General features: G+C 42.6%; 16 protein-coding genes and 2 riboswitches. All 16 genes read right to left on the bottom strand.

Annotated elements, in window-relative coordinates:
- Positions 1 to 633: a thiamine phosphate synthase gene (thiE, locus tag ACVC7S_RS01225; protein ID WP_447265893.1), complete on the bottom strand. Its 633-nt coding sequence runs from the start codon at positions 631 to 633 to the stop codon at positions 1 to 3.
- A complete protein-coding gene (locus ACVC7S_RS01220; RefSeq protein WP_447265892.1) occupies positions 626 to 1,429 on the bottom strand; it encodes a hydroxyethylthiazole kinase in 804 nt (267 codons plus the stop codon). The genes thiE and ACVC7S_RS01220 overlap by 8 nt, the downstream gene beginning before the upstream one ends.
- Positions 1,429 to 1,953 (bottom strand): energy coupling factor transporter S component ThiW, encoded by a 525-nt coding sequence (gene thiW, locus ACVC7S_RS01215; RefSeq protein ID WP_447265891.1) that lies wholly within the window; start codon positions 1,951 to 1,953, stop codon positions 1,429 to 1,431. Before thiW ends, ACVC7S_RS01220 begins: the two co-directional genes overlap by 1 nt.
- Before the next feature lie 3 nt (positions 1,954 to 1,956).
- Positions 1,957 to 2,649, bottom strand: a complete 693-nt coding sequence (gene tenA / locus ACVC7S_RS01210) for a thiaminase II (RefSeq protein ID WP_447265890.1) — start codon at positions 2,647 to 2,649, stop codon at positions 1,957 to 1,959.
- 10 nt (positions 2,650 to 2,659) lie between these two features.
- Positions 2,660 to 3,310 (bottom strand): energy-coupling factor transporter transmembrane component T, encoded by a 651-nt coding sequence (locus ACVC7S_RS01205; protein WP_447265889.1) that lies wholly within the window; start codon positions 3,308 to 3,310, stop codon positions 2,660 to 2,662.
- Between the two features lies 1 nt (position 3,311).
- Positions 3,312 to 4,697 (bottom strand): ATP-binding cassette domain-containing protein, encoded by a 1,386-nt coding sequence (locus ACVC7S_RS01200; RefSeq protein WP_447265888.1) that lies wholly within the window; start codon positions 4,695 to 4,697, stop codon positions 3,312 to 3,314.
- Complete coding sequence (locus ACVC7S_RS01195) at positions 4,698 to 5,258, bottom strand: ECF transporter S component (RefSeq protein WP_000915272.1); 561 nt, start codon at positions 5,256 to 5,258, stop codon at positions 4,698 to 4,700.
- 159 nt (positions 5,259 to 5,417) lie between these two features.
- Positions 5,418 to 5,506, bottom strand: a riboswitch (TPP riboswitch).
- Positions 5,507 to 5,629: 123 nt separating this feature from the next.
- The gene (locus ACVC7S_RS01190) at positions 5,630 to 6,298 is read right to left on the bottom strand and encodes a TenA family protein (protein ID WP_447265887.1); all 669 of its coding nucleotides are present in this window, start codon (positions 6,296 to 6,298) and stop codon (positions 5,630 to 5,632) included.
- A gap of 218 nt (positions 6,299 to 6,516) precedes the next feature.
- Positions 6,517 to 6,605: riboswitch (TPP riboswitch) on the bottom strand.
- A gap of 148 nt (positions 6,606 to 6,753) precedes the next feature.
- Positions 6,754 to 7,890 (bottom strand): L-lactate oxidase, encoded by a 1,137-nt coding sequence (gene lctO, locus ACVC7S_RS01185; RefSeq protein WP_447265886.1) that lies wholly within the window; start codon positions 7,888 to 7,890, stop codon positions 6,754 to 6,756.
- Between the two features lie 162 nt (positions 7,891 to 8,052).
- Positions 8,053 to 8,685 (bottom strand): orotate phosphoribosyltransferase, encoded by a 633-nt coding sequence (gene pyrE, locus ACVC7S_RS01180; protein WP_409003358.1) that lies wholly within the window; start codon positions 8,683 to 8,685, stop codon positions 8,053 to 8,055.
- A 42-nt stretch (positions 8,686 to 8,727) separates the two neighbouring features.
- Positions 8,728 to 9,429 carry an orotidine-5'-phosphate decarboxylase gene (gene pyrF, locus ACVC7S_RS01175; protein WP_409003357.1) on the bottom strand — a complete coding sequence of 234 codons (702 nt, stop codon included), beginning with the start codon at positions 9,427 to 9,429 and terminating at the stop codon, positions 8,728 to 8,730.
- A gap of 205 nt (positions 9,430 to 9,634) precedes the next feature.
- Positions 9,635 to 10,762: a cell division protein FtsQ/DivIB gene (locus ACVC7S_RS01170; RefSeq protein ID WP_447265885.1), complete on the bottom strand. Its 1,128-nt coding sequence runs from the start codon at positions 10,760 to 10,762 to the stop codon at positions 9,635 to 9,637.
- 9 nt (positions 10,763 to 10,771) lie between these two features.
- Entirely contained in the window at positions 10,772 to 11,830 is a 1,059-nt protein-coding gene (locus ACVC7S_RS01165) for a UDP-N-acetylglucosamine--N-acetylmuramyl-(pentapeptide) pyrophosphoryl-undecaprenol N-acetylglucosamine transferase (RefSeq protein WP_447265884.1), read from the bottom strand.
- Position 11,831: 1 nt separating this feature from the next.
- Positions 11,832 to 13,184: a UDP-N-acetylmuramoyl-L-alanine--D-glutamate ligase gene (murD, locus tag ACVC7S_RS01160; RefSeq protein WP_447265883.1), complete on the bottom strand. Its 1,353-nt coding sequence runs from the start codon at positions 13,182 to 13,184 to the stop codon at positions 11,832 to 11,834.
- 117 nt (positions 13,185 to 13,301) lie between these two features.
- A complete protein-coding gene (locus ACVC7S_RS01155; protein ID WP_000262665.1) occupies positions 13,302 to 13,556 on the bottom strand; it encodes a DUF3165 family protein in 255 nt (84 codons plus the stop codon).
- Positions 13,557 to 13,575: 19 nt separating this feature from the next.
- Complete coding sequence (gene typA / locus ACVC7S_RS01150; RefSeq protein WP_447265882.1) at positions 13,576 to 15,417, bottom strand: translational GTPase TypA; 1,842 nt, start codon at positions 15,415 to 15,417, stop codon at positions 13,576 to 13,578.
- Positions 15,418 to 15,463 lie beyond the last annotated feature (46 nt).

The following is a 15,463-nucleotide window of genomic DNA, read 5'->3' as shown; positions in this document are numbered from 1 at the left end:
TTAGGAAATCATGTCATCCAGCTTTGTTAAAAAGGCTTGAGTTTTTGCCTCAATATCTTCTGCCTGCATCAGATCACGTACGACAGCTACTCCAGCTATACCCGTGCCGATAAGTTGGTCAATATTCTCTGACGTCAAGCCTCCGATAGCAACTACTGGAATGGCGACCGTTTGGCAAATTGTTTTCAAGGTTGAAATCAGGGTAATGGGTGCATTTTCTTTGGTCGTAGTCGGGAAAATGGCTCCTGTTCCCAAGTAATCCGCACCCCATGTTTCTGCTTCGAGAGCTCTATTAACTGTTTTAGCAGTGACACCGAGGATTTTTTCAGGACCCAAGACTTTGCGGGCAACCGAAACTGGTAGTTCATCGTCGCCGATATGCAGACCTGCTGCATCGACTGCAAGACAGACATCCAACCGATCATCAATGATCAAGGGCACCTGGTAGGCATCTGTTATTTCCTTGACTTGTTTTGCCAAGTGATAGTATTGATTGGTGGTGAGATTTTTTTCTCGTAATTGGATGATAGTAACACCTGAACGGCAGGCTGTCTCAACTTTTTCAAGAAAGTTTTCCAAGGAATCTTGGTAGCGATTGGTTACTAGATACAGTTTAAGTACTTCTCTATTCATAAAAGTCTCCTTTGATGGCTTCTAGCCAATTTTCGTTTCTTTTTAGGAGAGAGAGTTGATTGAGAACTTGGTAACGAAAATCTTCCAATCCCATTCCTTGAACAACTATTCTCTCAGCAGCGATATTGAGATAAGAGACCGCTAGACAAGAAGCTTCAAAGGCAGTCATTCCTTGGCTAAGAAAAACGGCTGTCAAGGCTCCAACTAAGTCTCCTGTCCCTGTTATCCAGTCTAATTCTGCACAGCCATTTCCCAATACAGCAACTTGATTTTCTGAAACGATGAGGTCCTTGGGGCCAGTGACTAAGAATGACATACCAGGATAAAGCTGACACCAGTCTTTCAAGACTTGAAGCAAATCCTCAGTTTCTTGATCTTTATGGCTAGCGTCAACTCCAACTCCGTGGTGCTTTAAGCCAACAAGACTTCGGATTTCTGACATATTTCCTTTAAGGACCGTGGGCTTGTATTCTAAAAGATCTCTGACTAGATCCTTACGAATGGGGGAAGCCGCAACGCCAACTGCATCTACTACCATTGGGAGACAAGCTTGAGCTGCATAAGTAGCTGCCATGCGGATTGCTTTCTCCTTCTCAGCTGACAAATGCCCCAAATTGATGAAGAGAGCTTGGCTTTGTTTAGTAAAATCAAGAACCTCACGGGGATCATCTGCCATGACTGGTTTGCATCCCAGAGCCAAAATGCCATTGGCCAGCATCTCACAAGAAATCTCATTGGTGATGCAGTGAATTAAGGAGCTAGAGCTCAGAGGAAAGGGATTTGTAAATTCCTGCATCAGTCTATCCTTTCTCCAAAGAAATATCCTTGTACTTTTTTAAAGAATTCCTGCTTAATTAAAAATCGAAAGGCAAGAAAAGCTATGGCTGTACCGATCAAGGTCGCTCCGAAAAATCGCGGAGTATAGATAAACCAGCTGAGCTTGGCCGCAGATCCGGTAAAGAGAACCATGACAGGATAGGAAACAATGGAACCGATAATCCCTGTTCCCAAAATCTCTCCTAGGGCAGAATAATGAAATTTTCGACCGTACTTATAAAAGAGACCTGCAAGGAGGGCTCCAAAAGTAGCTCCTGTGAGGGCCAAGGGCGGAATGCCTTGAGTAGACATACGGATAAAGGCTGTGACTGTAGCCATGACCAAGGCATAAATAGGTCCCATCAAGATTCCTGCAAGAATGTTGACTACACTGGACATTGGTGCCATTCCTTCAATTCGAAAGATGGGTGTAAGAACTACGTCAAGGGCAATCATCATGGATAAAATGGTTAATTTGTGAACTTGAAGTCGGTGGTTTCTCATTTTCTATTTCTTCTCTTTTCCTAAGGACTGCAAATCACTCATCCATGTTTGGTGTTGGTAAGCCATCTCCCAAAACTTGGCTTCCATGTGAACACTGCGGTGGAAGGCCTCTAGCATTTTTTGTTTGTCCGTCTCATTGCTTTCGCGATAGAGTTGATTGACCAGCTCTCCCTCCTCTCTGATCTGCTGCTCTAACTCATCCGTAATATAAGTTTCAATCCATTGTTGGTAGAGAGGATTTGGTGATGGTTTAAGATTAAGTGATTTACCTATATCATGGTATAGCCAAGGACAAGGTAGCAAACTTGCAAAAGCAATGCCCAAGTTTGGCTCTGCAAATTGCCGATAAATGTGAGAAATGTAATGATAGCAGGTGGGAGCGATTGGATGTTGCTCCATTTCCTGGTCGCTGATTCCCAATTCCTTGAAAAATTGTTGGCGGATAAACAACTCACCCTCCACTAGACTCTGAGCATTTTGTTTCAAGAGTCTTTTCATCTCTTGATTCGAAGTCTTATCAGCCAAGAGGTGATAGATTTCTGAGAAGGCCTTCAGATAGTAGGCATCTTGAATCAGGTAATAGCGGAAAATATCAGGTTCTAAATTTCCCTCTTGTAATTGTAAAATAAAGGGATGATGAAAAGAAGCCTGCCAAGCTTCCTTGGATAATTCCATCGCAATATCTGTAAATTCCATAATAACTCCTTTATAAAAATAGACTGGTTTGAAGCAATAAAAAGAAAAGCAGGTAGATTAATTTTGTTTTTTTAGGAATAGAAAAAGTCCGATAGCTATTCTCCACCTGTGCATGTTCGTCATATCCATGCGCCGACAGAGCTCTCAGATAAAGATGGCGCCACCTAAAGACTGTCATCAGAACCTTGCTGTAAATCAAGGGAGACCAAACATGCAGTTCTTGACCACGTAATAGGCAAGCTTCTTTGAGGGACTTGATTTCCTGCTGAATGAGGGGAAAGGAATTAAATACCACAATCAAGGCATAAGCCCAAGACCGTGATAACCCCTTTTGAGCTAAGTACAAGAGAAGCTCTTTTAGGGAAATAGAGGAAACAAAGACAAGACCGATACAAACCGTCACAAAAGCCCTCGTCCCAAGTATCACTGCCTGCGAAGCATCCCCATGTAACTGAACTGCCCAGTAATTAGCCAAAGATGGTAAAATGGCGAGCACAATCATCCAAGCCAACATCTTAAATCGACGGTAATAGAGCATGAAGAGTATGCAAAATGCAGCTACTGAAAGATTAAGAGCAATCGAAGGAATGAAAGATGTTTCCAAGGATAAAATCAGCAAGAAGAGACTGATAATCGGTGTCTGGGTTGCTACTTTGATCATACTATCTCACCTCCCCTAAAGTATCATTTTTCAGAGATGGGAGAGGTTTGGTAATTGTCACTTCTTTCACATGACTGAGACCCTCACTAGTCATCTCAATCCAATAATCAACCACAGAGATCAAGGGATCTAAACGATGGCTAATGATCAAAAAACTTCTCCCTTGATTTCTCTCCTCCAACATCCACTGACAATAATAATGGCAAGCTCTATCATCCAAACCTGCAAAAGGTTCATCTAGCAAGATCACAGAGGCCTTACTAGTCAAGATGGTCAAGAGCTGAAGAATCTTTTGCTGGCCGCCACTTAATTGGTAGGGACTCTTATCAAGAGCCTGCTCCAGATCAAAATATTGTAAAGCTTGGAAAATTCGCTGATTTCTTTCAGAATCAGGTCCATCTAATTGAAGCTCTTCTCGCAGACTGGCTCTGATAAATTGCTTCTCAGCTTCCTGAACAACACCAGTCAGATCACGATACAAACTCTTTTTCTTTTTCAGGACTTTCCCCTTCCAAGTAATGCACCCCTTATACTTTTGAAATTGAAGAATAGAGCGAAAGAGGGTTGATTTCCCGACACCATTATCACCCAAGATACAGGAAATTCCTTGGTAGAATGTAAAATCAGCAATCGAAAAGAGGGGGCGGTTACCCAGCTCACAAGTCACACGATCCATATGAAATAGTTCTGGGCTAGAAGCAACATTCTTTGAAGAAACCTGTATCATCTCAGAGTAAGGGACTTGAAACACTTCCCTCAGTTGCCCGTCTCTTAGCTCCACCATATGGTCGATATAGGCTTCATAGTCTGATAAATCATGGTCACACAGGATGACTGTCTTCCCATCAAGAGCTAACTCTTTTAGAATCTCCAATATCTCGATTCTGCTCTTGCGGTCAATGGAAGCGAAGGGCTCATCCAAGAGATAGACCCTAGGATTCATAGCAAAGAGGACAGCTAGCGCAGCCTTTTGCTTTTCCCCACCTGATAGGTGATGAATGGGACGGTGCAAGATTGGCTCGCAACGACATTGCCGAACCACCTCTGCTATTTTAGCATCAATCTCTTGAACAGGATGGTCGATATTCTCCAAGGTAAAAATCAGCTCCTCAAACAAGTTCTCCATGGTAAATTGATGATTGGGATTTTGAAAGAGAATGCCAACCGTCTGGACACGTTCGACGATAGAAAGCTGACTGACCTCGCTCCCATCTATCAGGACTTGACCACTATAGGGAAGAGAACTTACTTGAGCAATGACTTGAAAGAGGCTGGATTTTCCTGAACCACTGCTCCCAACTAACAAGGTAAAAGCTTGCGCATGAAAAGTAAAATCAAGCGGCTCAGAGAAGATTGGGGACTGAATCGCTCGTAGTTCCAGTCCCATCTATGCCTTGCCCCCAGCAGCAAACTGATGATAAAGTTTGACAATGGCACGAACCAAGATGGTACAGAAGAAAAAGACGGAAATAAAACGCACCACCAGTAAGGAAAGGACAAAAGGAAGGGAGAAGGCATAGTAACCTAATTTAATGTATTCATAGACAAAGCTAAAAAGGGTAATCCCAATACTATTAGCAGTTAGAGAGAGCCAACTTTCATAGCGATTCTTGGTCACAAGAAAGCCAAATTCACTTCCCAGACCTTGAACCAAGCCAGACAACAGAGCGCCTAGACCGAATTGGCTACCATAAAGAACTTCAGCAAGCGCAGCGAGCACTTCTCCAATCGTTGCACTTCCGACTCTTGGAACAAAGATAGCCGCAATAGGCGCAGCCATACACCAGAGACCAAAGAGGATTTCATTGGCAAAAGCCTGCAAGCCAAGAGGGGCTAAAATCAGAGTGAGGATATCAAACAGATAGCCAGATCCCACAAAAACGCCACCAAAAAAGATAGACAAGAAAGCAAGTAAGATAACATCTTTTAATTGCCATTTTTTCAACATAAAAAACTCCTTTTTTTAAAGAAAAGTGGGACATTCAAGGAGACCTACCTAAATGCTTTGTATCGCCTTCATCCAGCTTATATAAACAAAAAAACTCCAATTACAATCAAGAATTAGAGTTTAGCTTACAAGATTAGACAGTTCTTTTCGACATACGAAAAAAACCTTTTCACATTTCCCTTCGCCAGTCTTAACTGTATCAGGTTCAATGGGTATTATCTCAGCCTATAGCACCCCAAATGTCTTTATTATTTTATTACTTGACCAGTATAACAGAATTTGAAAGCTCTAGCAAGATATTTGACCGGAAAATATATTTATATGGTTTGTTTGTTAATTCTTTTAATCTACATCAAAGGATTGAATCTGTCCTATAATTCATAACCAATATCAAAAAAGGTTAATTCTAAAGCAACTGCTTGATTCCAGCGTTGCTGAAGTTCTGTCAAATCTTCTCTACCTTTCCCGACACGATTGAGTTCATCAACCAGAAATTGAACCCACTCTGTAAAGAAAGGACCTCTGTGGAGATTGATCCATTCCAAATGAATATAGGCTTCAGGTAGAGCCAAATCTTTAGAACCCCAGTCTAAATAGAGACCTTCTGCAATGACCAGCATGACTAAAAGATGAGCATAGTCTGATGAAGCAACAGCAGAATACATTAGCTCCTGAAAGGCTTTTGTTACAGGGTGCAAGGTCACTTCTAGATAGTCATTCTCTGCTACTTTTAACTCTTTGAAAGCCTTTTGGAAATAACCATCTTCATCTGCTTCAAGAAAGCCTAGTTGCTTGGCAAAACGAAGTTTGGATTCAAGCTGGTCTGCGTGAGCTACACAAGCTCCCAGCATGGATAAGAAGGCATCAAAGAAATGATAATCTTGAATCAGGTAGTCTTTTAAGACCTTATTCTCAATTGTCCCCGCAAAAAGTTCCTTAACAAAACGATGATTGATTGCAGCCTGCCAATCCTTCTGACTGCTTTTTAATAATTCTCCAACGGTCAAACCTGGCTGAAATGCATAGTCTTGTGTTTCCATATTTATTTTTCCTTTCTTTACTCCTTAGTAATCAATAAAATACCAAGAGATACCAAGTAAAATCGTAATTCCACTTGATACTTTTTAAGAACATCGAGGGCATTTGCAGAGAGCTACCTAAACAAGCCTATCAAGTTTGTATAAACAAAAAAAACTCCAATTACAATTAAGAATTAGAGTTTACCTTACAAGATTAGACGGTTCTTTTCGACATACGAAAAAAACTTTTCACATTTCCCTTCGCCAGTCTTAACTGTATCAGGTTCAATGGGTATCATCTCAGCCTAAAGCACCCCAAATGTCTTTATTATTTTATTACTGGACCAGTATAGCAAAAAATGAAAGCTCTAGCAAGACATTTGACTGGAAAATATATTTATATAGTTTCTGATAGCGATTTAATCTTTCTATACACGAAGAAAAGCCTCCACATCAAATGGAGACTTTCTACTTTATCAATACAACTTCAAATCACGTGAATCAATTGGGAAGGATGGATTGTATGGATTGTGACGCAGTTTGAAGCGTTTAACATCTTCAATAGTCTGAGTTCCAGATAACTGCATGACTGTCTTTAATTCTGCATTCAAGTGTTCAAAGACTTGGCGTACACCCACACTACCACCAAGAGCCAAGCCATAGATCACAGGGCGACCAATAGCTACCAAATCTGCTCCTGAAGCCAAGGCTTTAAAGACATGCTGACCGCGACGAACACCAGAGTCAAAGACAATTGGCACACGTTTAGCAACTGCTTCAGCCACTTCTTGAAGCGAGTCAAAGGCCGCTGGCCCACCGTCAATTTGACGACCACCGTGGTTGGTTACCCAGATACCAGAAGCACCTGCAGCAAGAGAGCGTTCAACGTCCTCACGGCATTGTGGCCCCTTGACATAAACAGGAAGACCTGAGTAAGCAGCGATAAATTCGACATCGCGTGGAGACAAGCGTTGTTTGGCTGATTTGTAAACAAAGTCCATTGATTTACCAGCACCTTCTGGAAGGTATTCTTCAACAATCGGCATGCCAACTGGGAAGACGAATCCATTGCGCTTGTCGACCTCACGATTGCCCCCTACAGTTGCATCTGCCGTCAAGACAATCGCTTTGTAGCCTTCAGCCTTCACACGGTCCATGATGTGGCGGTTGATACCGTCATCCTTACTAAAGTAAAATTGGAACCAGTGAGGCGTCCCTTGAAGGGCTTCTGTAATTTCTGGAAGGTCTACAGTAGAGTAAGAGCTAGTTGTATAGAGGGAACCAAACTCATGAACACCACGCGCAGTAGCCACTTCACCTTGTTCATTTGCTAATTTATGAGCTGCAACAGGCGCCATAATGATTGGTGAAGATAATTTTTCACCTGCAAATTCAATCTCTGTACTTGGATTTTCCACATCACAAAGTGTATGTGGAACAATAAGCTTGTGGTTAAAGGCGCGGATATTCTCCCGCAAAGTGAAAGTATCTTCCGCTCCACTGGCGATATAGCCAAAGGCAGCTTTTGGAATGACTTGTTGCGCCATTGCCTCTAAATCATAAGCGTTAATAAAATCTACAGGTCCTTCTGCATTACTTGTTTTATATGACATAAAATGCCCTCCTTGTTAAGTAAGCGTTTACTTTTTCTTGCATAAACTATCTTACCTCTTTTTCAAAATCCTTTCAAAAATTTTGTCTGGGAATTTCAAACTGATTACCTGGACCTTTCAAAAAAAACAGGTAATCCTTGTGACTACCTGATTTTCTATGTTTTAAGCATTTTGCCAATTTTCTTGGTCTTCTTTAAAGCGTTTTAAGAGAGCCAATCCCTCTGGTGTGATGTAACCTTCTTCTTGGGCTAGGTGAATAAGCTCGCTATAGTTAGATAGTGTCACCAATTTGACTCCAGCATCCGCAAAGTTCTTATCTGCTTTTGGTAGTTGATAACTAAAAATCGCTACAACACCAAGAACGTCTGCCCCTTCACGTTTAGCAGCAGCCACTGCTTCGAGAACAGAACCACCAGTTGAAATCAAATCTTCGACAACGACCATCTTTTGACCTTGGGCTACACGGCCTTCGATTTGGTTGCCTGCTCCGTGGTCTTTTGGTTTGCTACGGATATAGGCAAAGGGCAGGTTCATTTTGTCAGCAATGATGGCTCCGTGGGGAATCCCTGCTGTCGCTGTTCCTGCAATCACTTCTACCTCTGGAAAGGCTGTCTTGATAGCATCTACAAAACCATTTTCAATCAAGGTTCTAGTTTCTGGGTAAGCCAGAGTCACGCGGTTATCTGTATAGATAGGTGACTTGATACCCGATGCCCAAGTAAAAGGCTCTTCTGGTTTAAGGTAAACTGCCTGAATTTTCAATAGGTGGCTAGCAATGTCTTTAGCAAGTGTCATGGTTTTCTCCTTCTTATCCTTACATCTCTTAGCGAATACGCTTTAGGCCCAGTCTCGTGTCCATTCTTCCTTGATAGCATGGTAGGCTGCTACAGGGTCTTCCGCCTGCGTGATTGGACGACCTACTACAATGTAGTCACTACCGATTTGATAGGCCTGACCAGGGGTCACTACGCGTTTTTGATCCGCTGCTTCAGCACCTGCTGGTCGAATACCTGGCGTCAAGCAGATAAAATCTTCGTTTGTAGCTTCCTTGATGAGTTGAGCTTCTTGGGCTGAACAAACCACTCCATCCAATCCAGCTTCTGCTGTTTTCTTAGCATAGTGAATCACCGATTCTTGCAGACTTGTTTGAATATTTTGGCAGTCTTGCATCTGTTCTTCGGATGTTGAGGTCAGCTGGGTCACCGCGATGAGAATTCCCTTATCTCCCAACCCTTCACGCGCAGCCTGCATCATTTCAACCCCACCTGCAGCCTGAACATTAGTCATATCGACACCCAAACTAGACAAGATTTTCATGGTCGATTTAACCGTGTTTGGAATATCATGCAACTTGAGATCCAAAAAAACGCTGTGTCCTAATGATTTCAAATAACGAACAACCTCTGGACCAACCGCATAATAGATTTCCATTCCAACCTTGACATAGAGTTTTTCCTCTGCTGGAAAAAGGGCTAAAAATTCCTTTGCTTCTTCAAAACTGGGAAAATCTAGGGCAATGACTGGGCGACTCTCACGCATATATTTCTCCTTCTCATTCTTCTTGCAGTCCACCAAACTCCTTAAAAGGACTATGAAAAAAGGAACCTGCTAGCAGCAAGGTTCCACGAAAAATGGGTAGTCTCCACCCTTTCACCGTCTAACCTTAGCTGCCTCTCTGGACTGCTTTAAAGGTTTTTTACTATTCTATTATTTATATAGGAACTTGTCAAGTAAAAACTGGGCTTTATTGTTGTTGCTGTTGTTTCTTTTCTTCAGCTTCTTTTTCTTCCTGTTTTTTCTTCTCAGCTTCCTGTGCCTCTTTTTTAGCTTTTTCCTCAGCTTCTTCCAAAAGTTTATCCGCTAGGCTCGTACTATAGATTCCAGCTTCCATATCGATAAAACTCGGTTCTGCTAGTTGTGGCTTAATTTTGCTGTAATAAGGCAATTTCTTGCTCAATTCTGACAAGGGAACCAAAATCTCATCTGTATCTAGCATGGTGATTTTTAGAAGATCGGCAGTTGCCTTACTTGGGGCTAGTTCGATCTTCTGGATTTGACTCTTTATGTCCTCACTGATGCTAGAAAGACCCGAAATCAGATCCTTCACCTGCTGCTCATCGTTAAAGGTAACTGTTAGGTAGGTCTCAGGCAGGTTCAAAAGGTTGACAGGGCTTGAGTCAATTGTTCCACTAGACAGGATTGGATAGTGGTCTTCACCTGTCACATAGTAGCCCACAATCTCAAACTCTTTGACTTCAATCGTAAAGTTTGTTGGAAATTTGTAGTCAATCGTTGCTGACTCTATCCAGTGATTCGACTTGATCTGCTCAGCGTGCTTGTCCTTGTTCAATAACAAAGACAAGGTATAGTCACTATCCTGAATGCCAGAAACCTGTTTAATGTCATCCGCTTGGGTCTGGACATTCCCCTTAACCTCGATATGCTTAAGAGTCGAAAGAGGAGTCAAGAGATAGATAGAAAGGAGGAGAACCAGAACACTCGGCACCAAGATACTGACTGCCCTCCAAATATGAACAGGAGCAATTTTCGGCTTGGCAGGTTTTTCTGGCTTTTCTTTTTTCTTTTTCTCTTTCTCTTTTTTTACTTCGCTGTCTTCCTTTTGAGCTTTCTCATCTTTCTCGGAGGGTTTCTGACTTGGACTTGTATCTTCCTCGTCGGACTGACTCGAGGATTTCTTGGCCTCCTCCAATAACTTCGAGTTGGCTTCCTTTCGAGCTTGTTTTTCCTTTTCCTTCTCCGCAGCTAGAGCAGCTTCCTCCTCAGCCTTCTTTTTCAGGTATTCTTGGTTCCGTTTCTGCCATTCAGACAATTCTTGTTTCTGGTTTGATTCTTTTTTCTTATCCTTTGACATTGGTTTTCCTTATGATAAGTCTTTTCTTAGTAGGGCATAAAAATCATTAAGAGATTTCAATTCAGTTGAAGCCTTCATACTAACTTGGTATTGGTCCTTATGACTAAGCAGGTGACTGACTTTCTCCTCCAAGCTTTCCAAGGTCAATTCTGTCTCTTGGAGTTCTACTGCATAACCCTTTTTAACAAAATAGGCCGCATTTTCAATCTGGTCTCCTCGGCTAGCCTCACGTCCAAGAGGGACAATGAGATGGAGTTTAGCCATAGCCAAGAGTTCAAAAATCGTGTTGGCCCCACCTCGAGTCACCACCACATCCGCCATCTCCATCAAGGGTTGATAGAGATCCGTCACATAGTCGATACGGAAGAGATTTTGGCTCAACTCATTAAGGCTAGAATCTCCTGTGAGGTTAATAATATTGTAGCGTTCTGTTAGCACTTTCTTGTGGTCTGTTACCAGTTGGTTAAATACACGAGCTCCTGCAGAACCTCCGACAAATAATACGGTTGGCAATTTGGGATTAAAGTGAGTTTGGATATCCACCAACTCGTCTGGTTCTGGCGTCTCTTGATCTGTTACCTTGGTCACTGCCCCCACATGCTCGACTTTTGCAAGACTAGCAGGCTGCTCAAAGGTTGAGTACATCTTGGTTGCGAATTTATAGGCAATTTTATTGGCCAAGCCCATAGATAGGTCCGATTCGTGAATAAAGACAGGTACTCCTGACACACGCGCTGCGATAACCGGCGGTACTGAGACAAATCCTCCCTTAGAAAAAAGAGCCTGTGGACGCAGTCGTAACATGATAAAGAGGGATTGGACAATTCCCCAACCAACTTTGAAGACGTCCAGCATGTTTTGCCAAGAGAAATAACGACGCAACTTTCCAGTCGCAATAGAATGGAAAGTAACATCCAAACCTGACTTGAGGATTTCTTGGTGTTCGATTCCATGCTTGTCACCAATATAGTGAACTTCCCAGCCGTCTTCGATGAACTTAGGCATTAACAAAAGGTTGAGGGTGACATGTCCAACCGTCCCCCCGCCTGTAAAGACAATTTTTTTCATATTATTCCTTTAACTCCGCTACTGTGTCGATAAAGAGGTCTCCACGTACTTCAAAGTTAGCATACATATCCCAGCTAGCATTTGCAGGACTGAGAAGGACTACATCTCCTTGAGTCGCAAGCTCATAGGCCTTGCAGGTCGCATCAGCAATATCTGTCGCATCTACATAAGTCACACCAGCCTTATCCGCTGCCCGTTTGACACGTTCTGCAGACTGACCGAGGATGACCATTTTCTTGAGTCCAGTGATGTCTGGCACCAGCTCGTCAAATTCATTCCCACGGTCCAAACCACCTGCAATTAAGATGACCTGGCTGTTGTCAAATCCTGACAAGGCTTTTTGAGTAGCTAGGATATTGGTTGACTTGCTATCGTTATAGAATTTGACACCCTTAATCTCATCCACGAATTGGAGACGGTGTTTGACGCCACCAAAGGCTGAGAGAGTTTCCTTAATGGTTTGATTGTCCACACCACGAAGTTTGGCTACTGCAATTGTTGCAAGGGCATTTTCTACATTGTGGCTACCTGGAACACCGATTTCATCTGCTGCCATGACCTCTTCACCACGGAAGTAGAGCAGACCGTTTTCTAGATAAGCCCCATCAACCTTTTCCTTTGTTGAAAATGGTACAACAGTAGCCTCTGTTTTTGTGGCCAAGTCTTTTGCCAAGTCTTGGTTAAAGTTCAAGACAAGAAAATCAGCTGCTGTCATCTTGTTCTGGATATTCCACTTGGCTGCCACATACTCCTCAAAAGAGCCATGATAGTCAAGGTGGCTAGGCATGAGATTGGTAATGACCGCAATTTCCGGATGGAACTCCTGGATTCCCATCAGTTGGAAAGAAGAAAGTTCCATGACAAGGGTATCCTTTTCTGTCGCAGTTTGAGCCACTTGACTAGCAGGATAGCCGATGTTCCCTGACAAGAGACCTCGTTGACCAGCAGCAGACAAAACTTCCCCAATCATGGTCGTTGTGGTCGTTTTTCCATTTGAGCCAGTGATACCGATAATTGGCGCTTCCGAAATCAAATAAGCCAATTCCACCTCAGTCAAGACTGGAATCCCCTTTGCCAATGCCTTTTCAATCATGGGATTGCTATACGGGATACCTGGATTTTTCACCATCAAAGCAAAATCTTCATCCAAGAGCTCCAAAGGATGGCCACCAGTGACAACCTTGATTCCCTCTTCTAACAGACTTTGCGCAGCAGGATTTTCCTCAAAAGGTTTGCCGTCATTAACAGTGACAATAGCACCCAGCTTGTCCAGCAAACGAGCCGCAGACTCACCAGACTTAGCCAAACCTAAAACAAGTACTTTCTTATTTTTAAATTGATCGATTACTTTCATGTCTCAAACTCCATTTCTACTCCTACTATTTTACCATTTTTATGGAAATAATACTAAACGAAAATGCTCTAACTCTCATTATACAATAGAAAAAGAGAGCCGTAGCTCTCTTTCTATTTATCTTCTTTTGCTCTTTTTTACAGACATGAGCGTAATGTCTCTCAAGCTAAAGTAGGCTAGGGCCAGCATGGCGATTGTGACAAAGAATTCTGTAGGTAATTGGAAGATTTGCAAGATGGACAACATCAGCAAAATCAAGAGTGCAACAACTACAAAGACCAAGATAACGATGTTGACTGTTCCTTTGATACTTTGGGGTGTCGCAAATACATAGAGTAGTAATAAGAGTATCCCTATGATTAAATAGACCATCTTTATCTCTTTCTAGCTCTTACTCAGCTGATTTTTTCTTTTTATTGGCTTTCTCACGCTCTGCCTTGTTAAGGATTTGCTTACGCAAACGGATAGACTCAGGCGTTACTTCCATGTACTCGTCGTCGTTCAAGAACTCAAGTGATTCTTCAAGGGTCAAGATACGAGGTGTCTTGATAACCGCTGTTTGGTCCTTAGTAGCTGAACGGACGTTGGTCATTTGTTTGGCCTTGGTGATATTAACTGTCAAGTCGTTTTCACGAGAGTTTTCACCGATGATCATTCCTTCGTAAACCTCAGTACCTGGGTTGACAAAGATTGTACCACGTTCTTCGATCGACATGATTGAGTAAGTTGTAGCCTTACCAGCATCGATGGAAACAAGGGCACCACGGTGACGTCCACCAATTTCACCTGGAATCAATGGCAAGTATTGATCAAAGGTATGGTTCATGATACCGTAGCCACGAGTCATTGACAAGAACTCAGTTGAGTAACCGATCAAACCACGCGCTGGAACAAGGAAGACCAAACGAGTTTGACCATTACCAGTTGAAATCATATCCAACATTTCACCCTTACGTTCAGAAAGGCTTTGGATAACAGATCCTTGGTATTCTTCTGGAGTATCGATTTGTACACGTTCAAATGGTTCACATTTAACACCGTCAATTTCTTTTACGATAACTTCTGGACGAGATACTTGAAGCTCATAACCTTCACGACGCATAGTCTCGATGAGGATTGACAAGTGCAATTCTCCACGTCCTGAAACAGTCCATTTATCTGGTGAGTCTGTAGGCTCAACACGAAGAGAAACGTCTGTTTGCAATTCTGCTTGCAAGCGTTCTTCCACCTTACGAGAAGTCACCCATTTTCCTTCACGACCTGCAAATGGTGAGTTGTTGACCAAGAAGGTCATTTGAAGAGTTGGCTCATCGATATGTAGGATTGGAAGAGCTTCAACTGCATCTGTCGGAGTAATGGTTTCACCAACAAAGATATCTTCCATACCAGAAACAGCAATCAAATCACCTGCTTTTGCTTCTTGGATTTCACGACGTTCCAAACCAAAGAAACCGAAGAGTTTTGTAACACGGAAGTTTTTGGTTGTGCCGTCCAGTTTAGAAAGGGTAACTTGGTCCCCAACCTTAACCGTACCACGGAAGACACGACCGATACCGATACGTCCAACGAAGTCGTTGTAGTCCAAAAGTGACACTTGGAATTGCAAAGGCTCATCTGAGTTATCTACTGGAGCTGGGATGTGGTCGATAATCGTGTCAAAGATTGGCGCCATTGTTTTTTCTTGATCAGCTGGATCGTCTGATAATGAAGATGTTCCGTTAATAGCTGAAGCATACACTACTGGGAAATCAAGCTGATCATCATCTGCACCAAGCTCGATGAAGAGTTCCAATACTTCGTCCACTACCTCTGCTGGACGAGCTGATGGTTTGTCGATTTTGTTGACAACCACGATTGGGACAAGGTCTTGTTCCAAGGCTTTTTTCAATACGAAACGAGTTTGTGGCATGGTTCCTTCGTAGGCATCTACGACCAAGACAACACCGTCAACCATTTTCATGATACGCTCAACTTCTCCACCGAAGTCCGCGTGTCCTGGTGTGTCCATGATGTTGATACGAGTTCCGTTGTAAGCAACGGCAGTGTTTTTCGCAAGGATGGTAATTCCACGCTCTTTCTCGATATCATTTGAGTCCATAGCGCGCTCTGCCAATTCAGTACGTGCATCAAGAGTTTCAGATTGTTTCAATAATTCGTCAACAAGGGTTGTTTTCCCGTGGTCAACGTGGGCGATAATCGCAATGTTACGGATATCTTCTCTTAATTTTGTCATGATTTCCTCTAATATTTAAATTTTTATTTCTAACTGAACAATTATA

This window comes from Streptococcus sp. Z556 (genome assembly GCF_053010225.1).
Note: the sequence above shows the minus strand (reverse complement) of the source record. Positions and strands in the feature narration are given on the sequence as shown.

Bases quoted from the DNA above. Each gene is read 5' to 3' on its own strand.
- lctO (WP_447265886.1), bottom strand. From the start codon at position 7,890: ATGTCATATAAAACAAGTAATGCAGAAGGACCTGTAGATTTTATTAAC.
- ACVC7S_RS01165 (WP_447265884.1), bottom strand. From the start codon at position 11,830: ATGAAAAAAATTGTCTTTACAGGCGGGGGGACGGTTGGACATGTCACC.
- typA (WP_447265882.1), bottom strand. From the start codon at position 15,417: ATGACAAAATTAAGAGAAGATATCCGTAACATTGCGATTATCGCCCAC.
- murD (WP_447265883.1), bottom strand. From the start codon at position 13,184: ATGAAAGTAATCGATCAATTTAAAAATAAGAAAGTACTTGTTTTAGGT.
- ACVC7S_RS01200 (WP_447265888.1), bottom strand. From the start codon at position 4,697: ATGGGACTGGAACTACGAGCGATTCAGTCCCCAATCTTCTCTGAGCCG.
- ACVC7S_RS01220 (WP_447265892.1), bottom strand. From the start codon at position 1,429: ATGCAGGAATTTACAAATCCCTTTCCTCTGAGCTCTAGCTCCTTAATT.
- ACVC7S_RS01170 (WP_447265885.1), bottom strand. From the start codon at position 10,762: ATGTCAAAGGATAAGAAAAAAGAATCAAACCAGAAACAAGAATTGTCT.
- pyrE (WP_409003358.1), bottom strand. From the start codon at position 8,685: ATGACACTTGCTAAAGACATTGCTAGCCACCTATTGAAAATTCAGGCA.
- pyrF (WP_409003357.1), bottom strand. From the start codon at position 9,429: ATGCGTGAGAGTCGCCCAGTCATTGCCCTAGATTTTCCCAGTTTTGAA.
- ACVC7S_RS01155 (WP_000262665.1), bottom strand. From the start codon at position 13,556: ATGGTCTATTTAATCATAGGGATACTCTTATTACTACTCTATGTATTT.
- ACVC7S_RS01205 (WP_447265889.1), bottom strand. From the start codon at position 3,310: ATGATCAAAGTAGCAACCCAGACACCGATTATCAGTCTCTTCTTGCTG.
- tenA (WP_447265890.1), bottom strand. From the start codon at position 2,649: ATGGAATTTACAGATATTGCGATGGAATTATCCAAGGAAGCTTGGCAG.
- thiE (WP_447265893.1), bottom strand. From the start codon at position 633: ATGAATAGAGAAGTACTTAAACTGTATCTAGTAACCAATCGCTACCAA.
- ACVC7S_RS01195 (WP_000915272.1), bottom strand. From the start codon at position 5,258: ATGTTGAAAAAATGGCAATTAAAAGATGTTATCTTACTTGCTTTCTTG.
- ACVC7S_RS01190 (WP_447265887.1), bottom strand. From the start codon at position 6,298: ATGGAAACACAAGACTATGCATTTCAGCCAGGTTTGACCGTTGGAGAA.
- thiW (WP_447265891.1), bottom strand. From the start codon at position 1,953: ATGAGAAACCACCGACTTCAAGTTCACAAATTAACCATTTTATCCATG.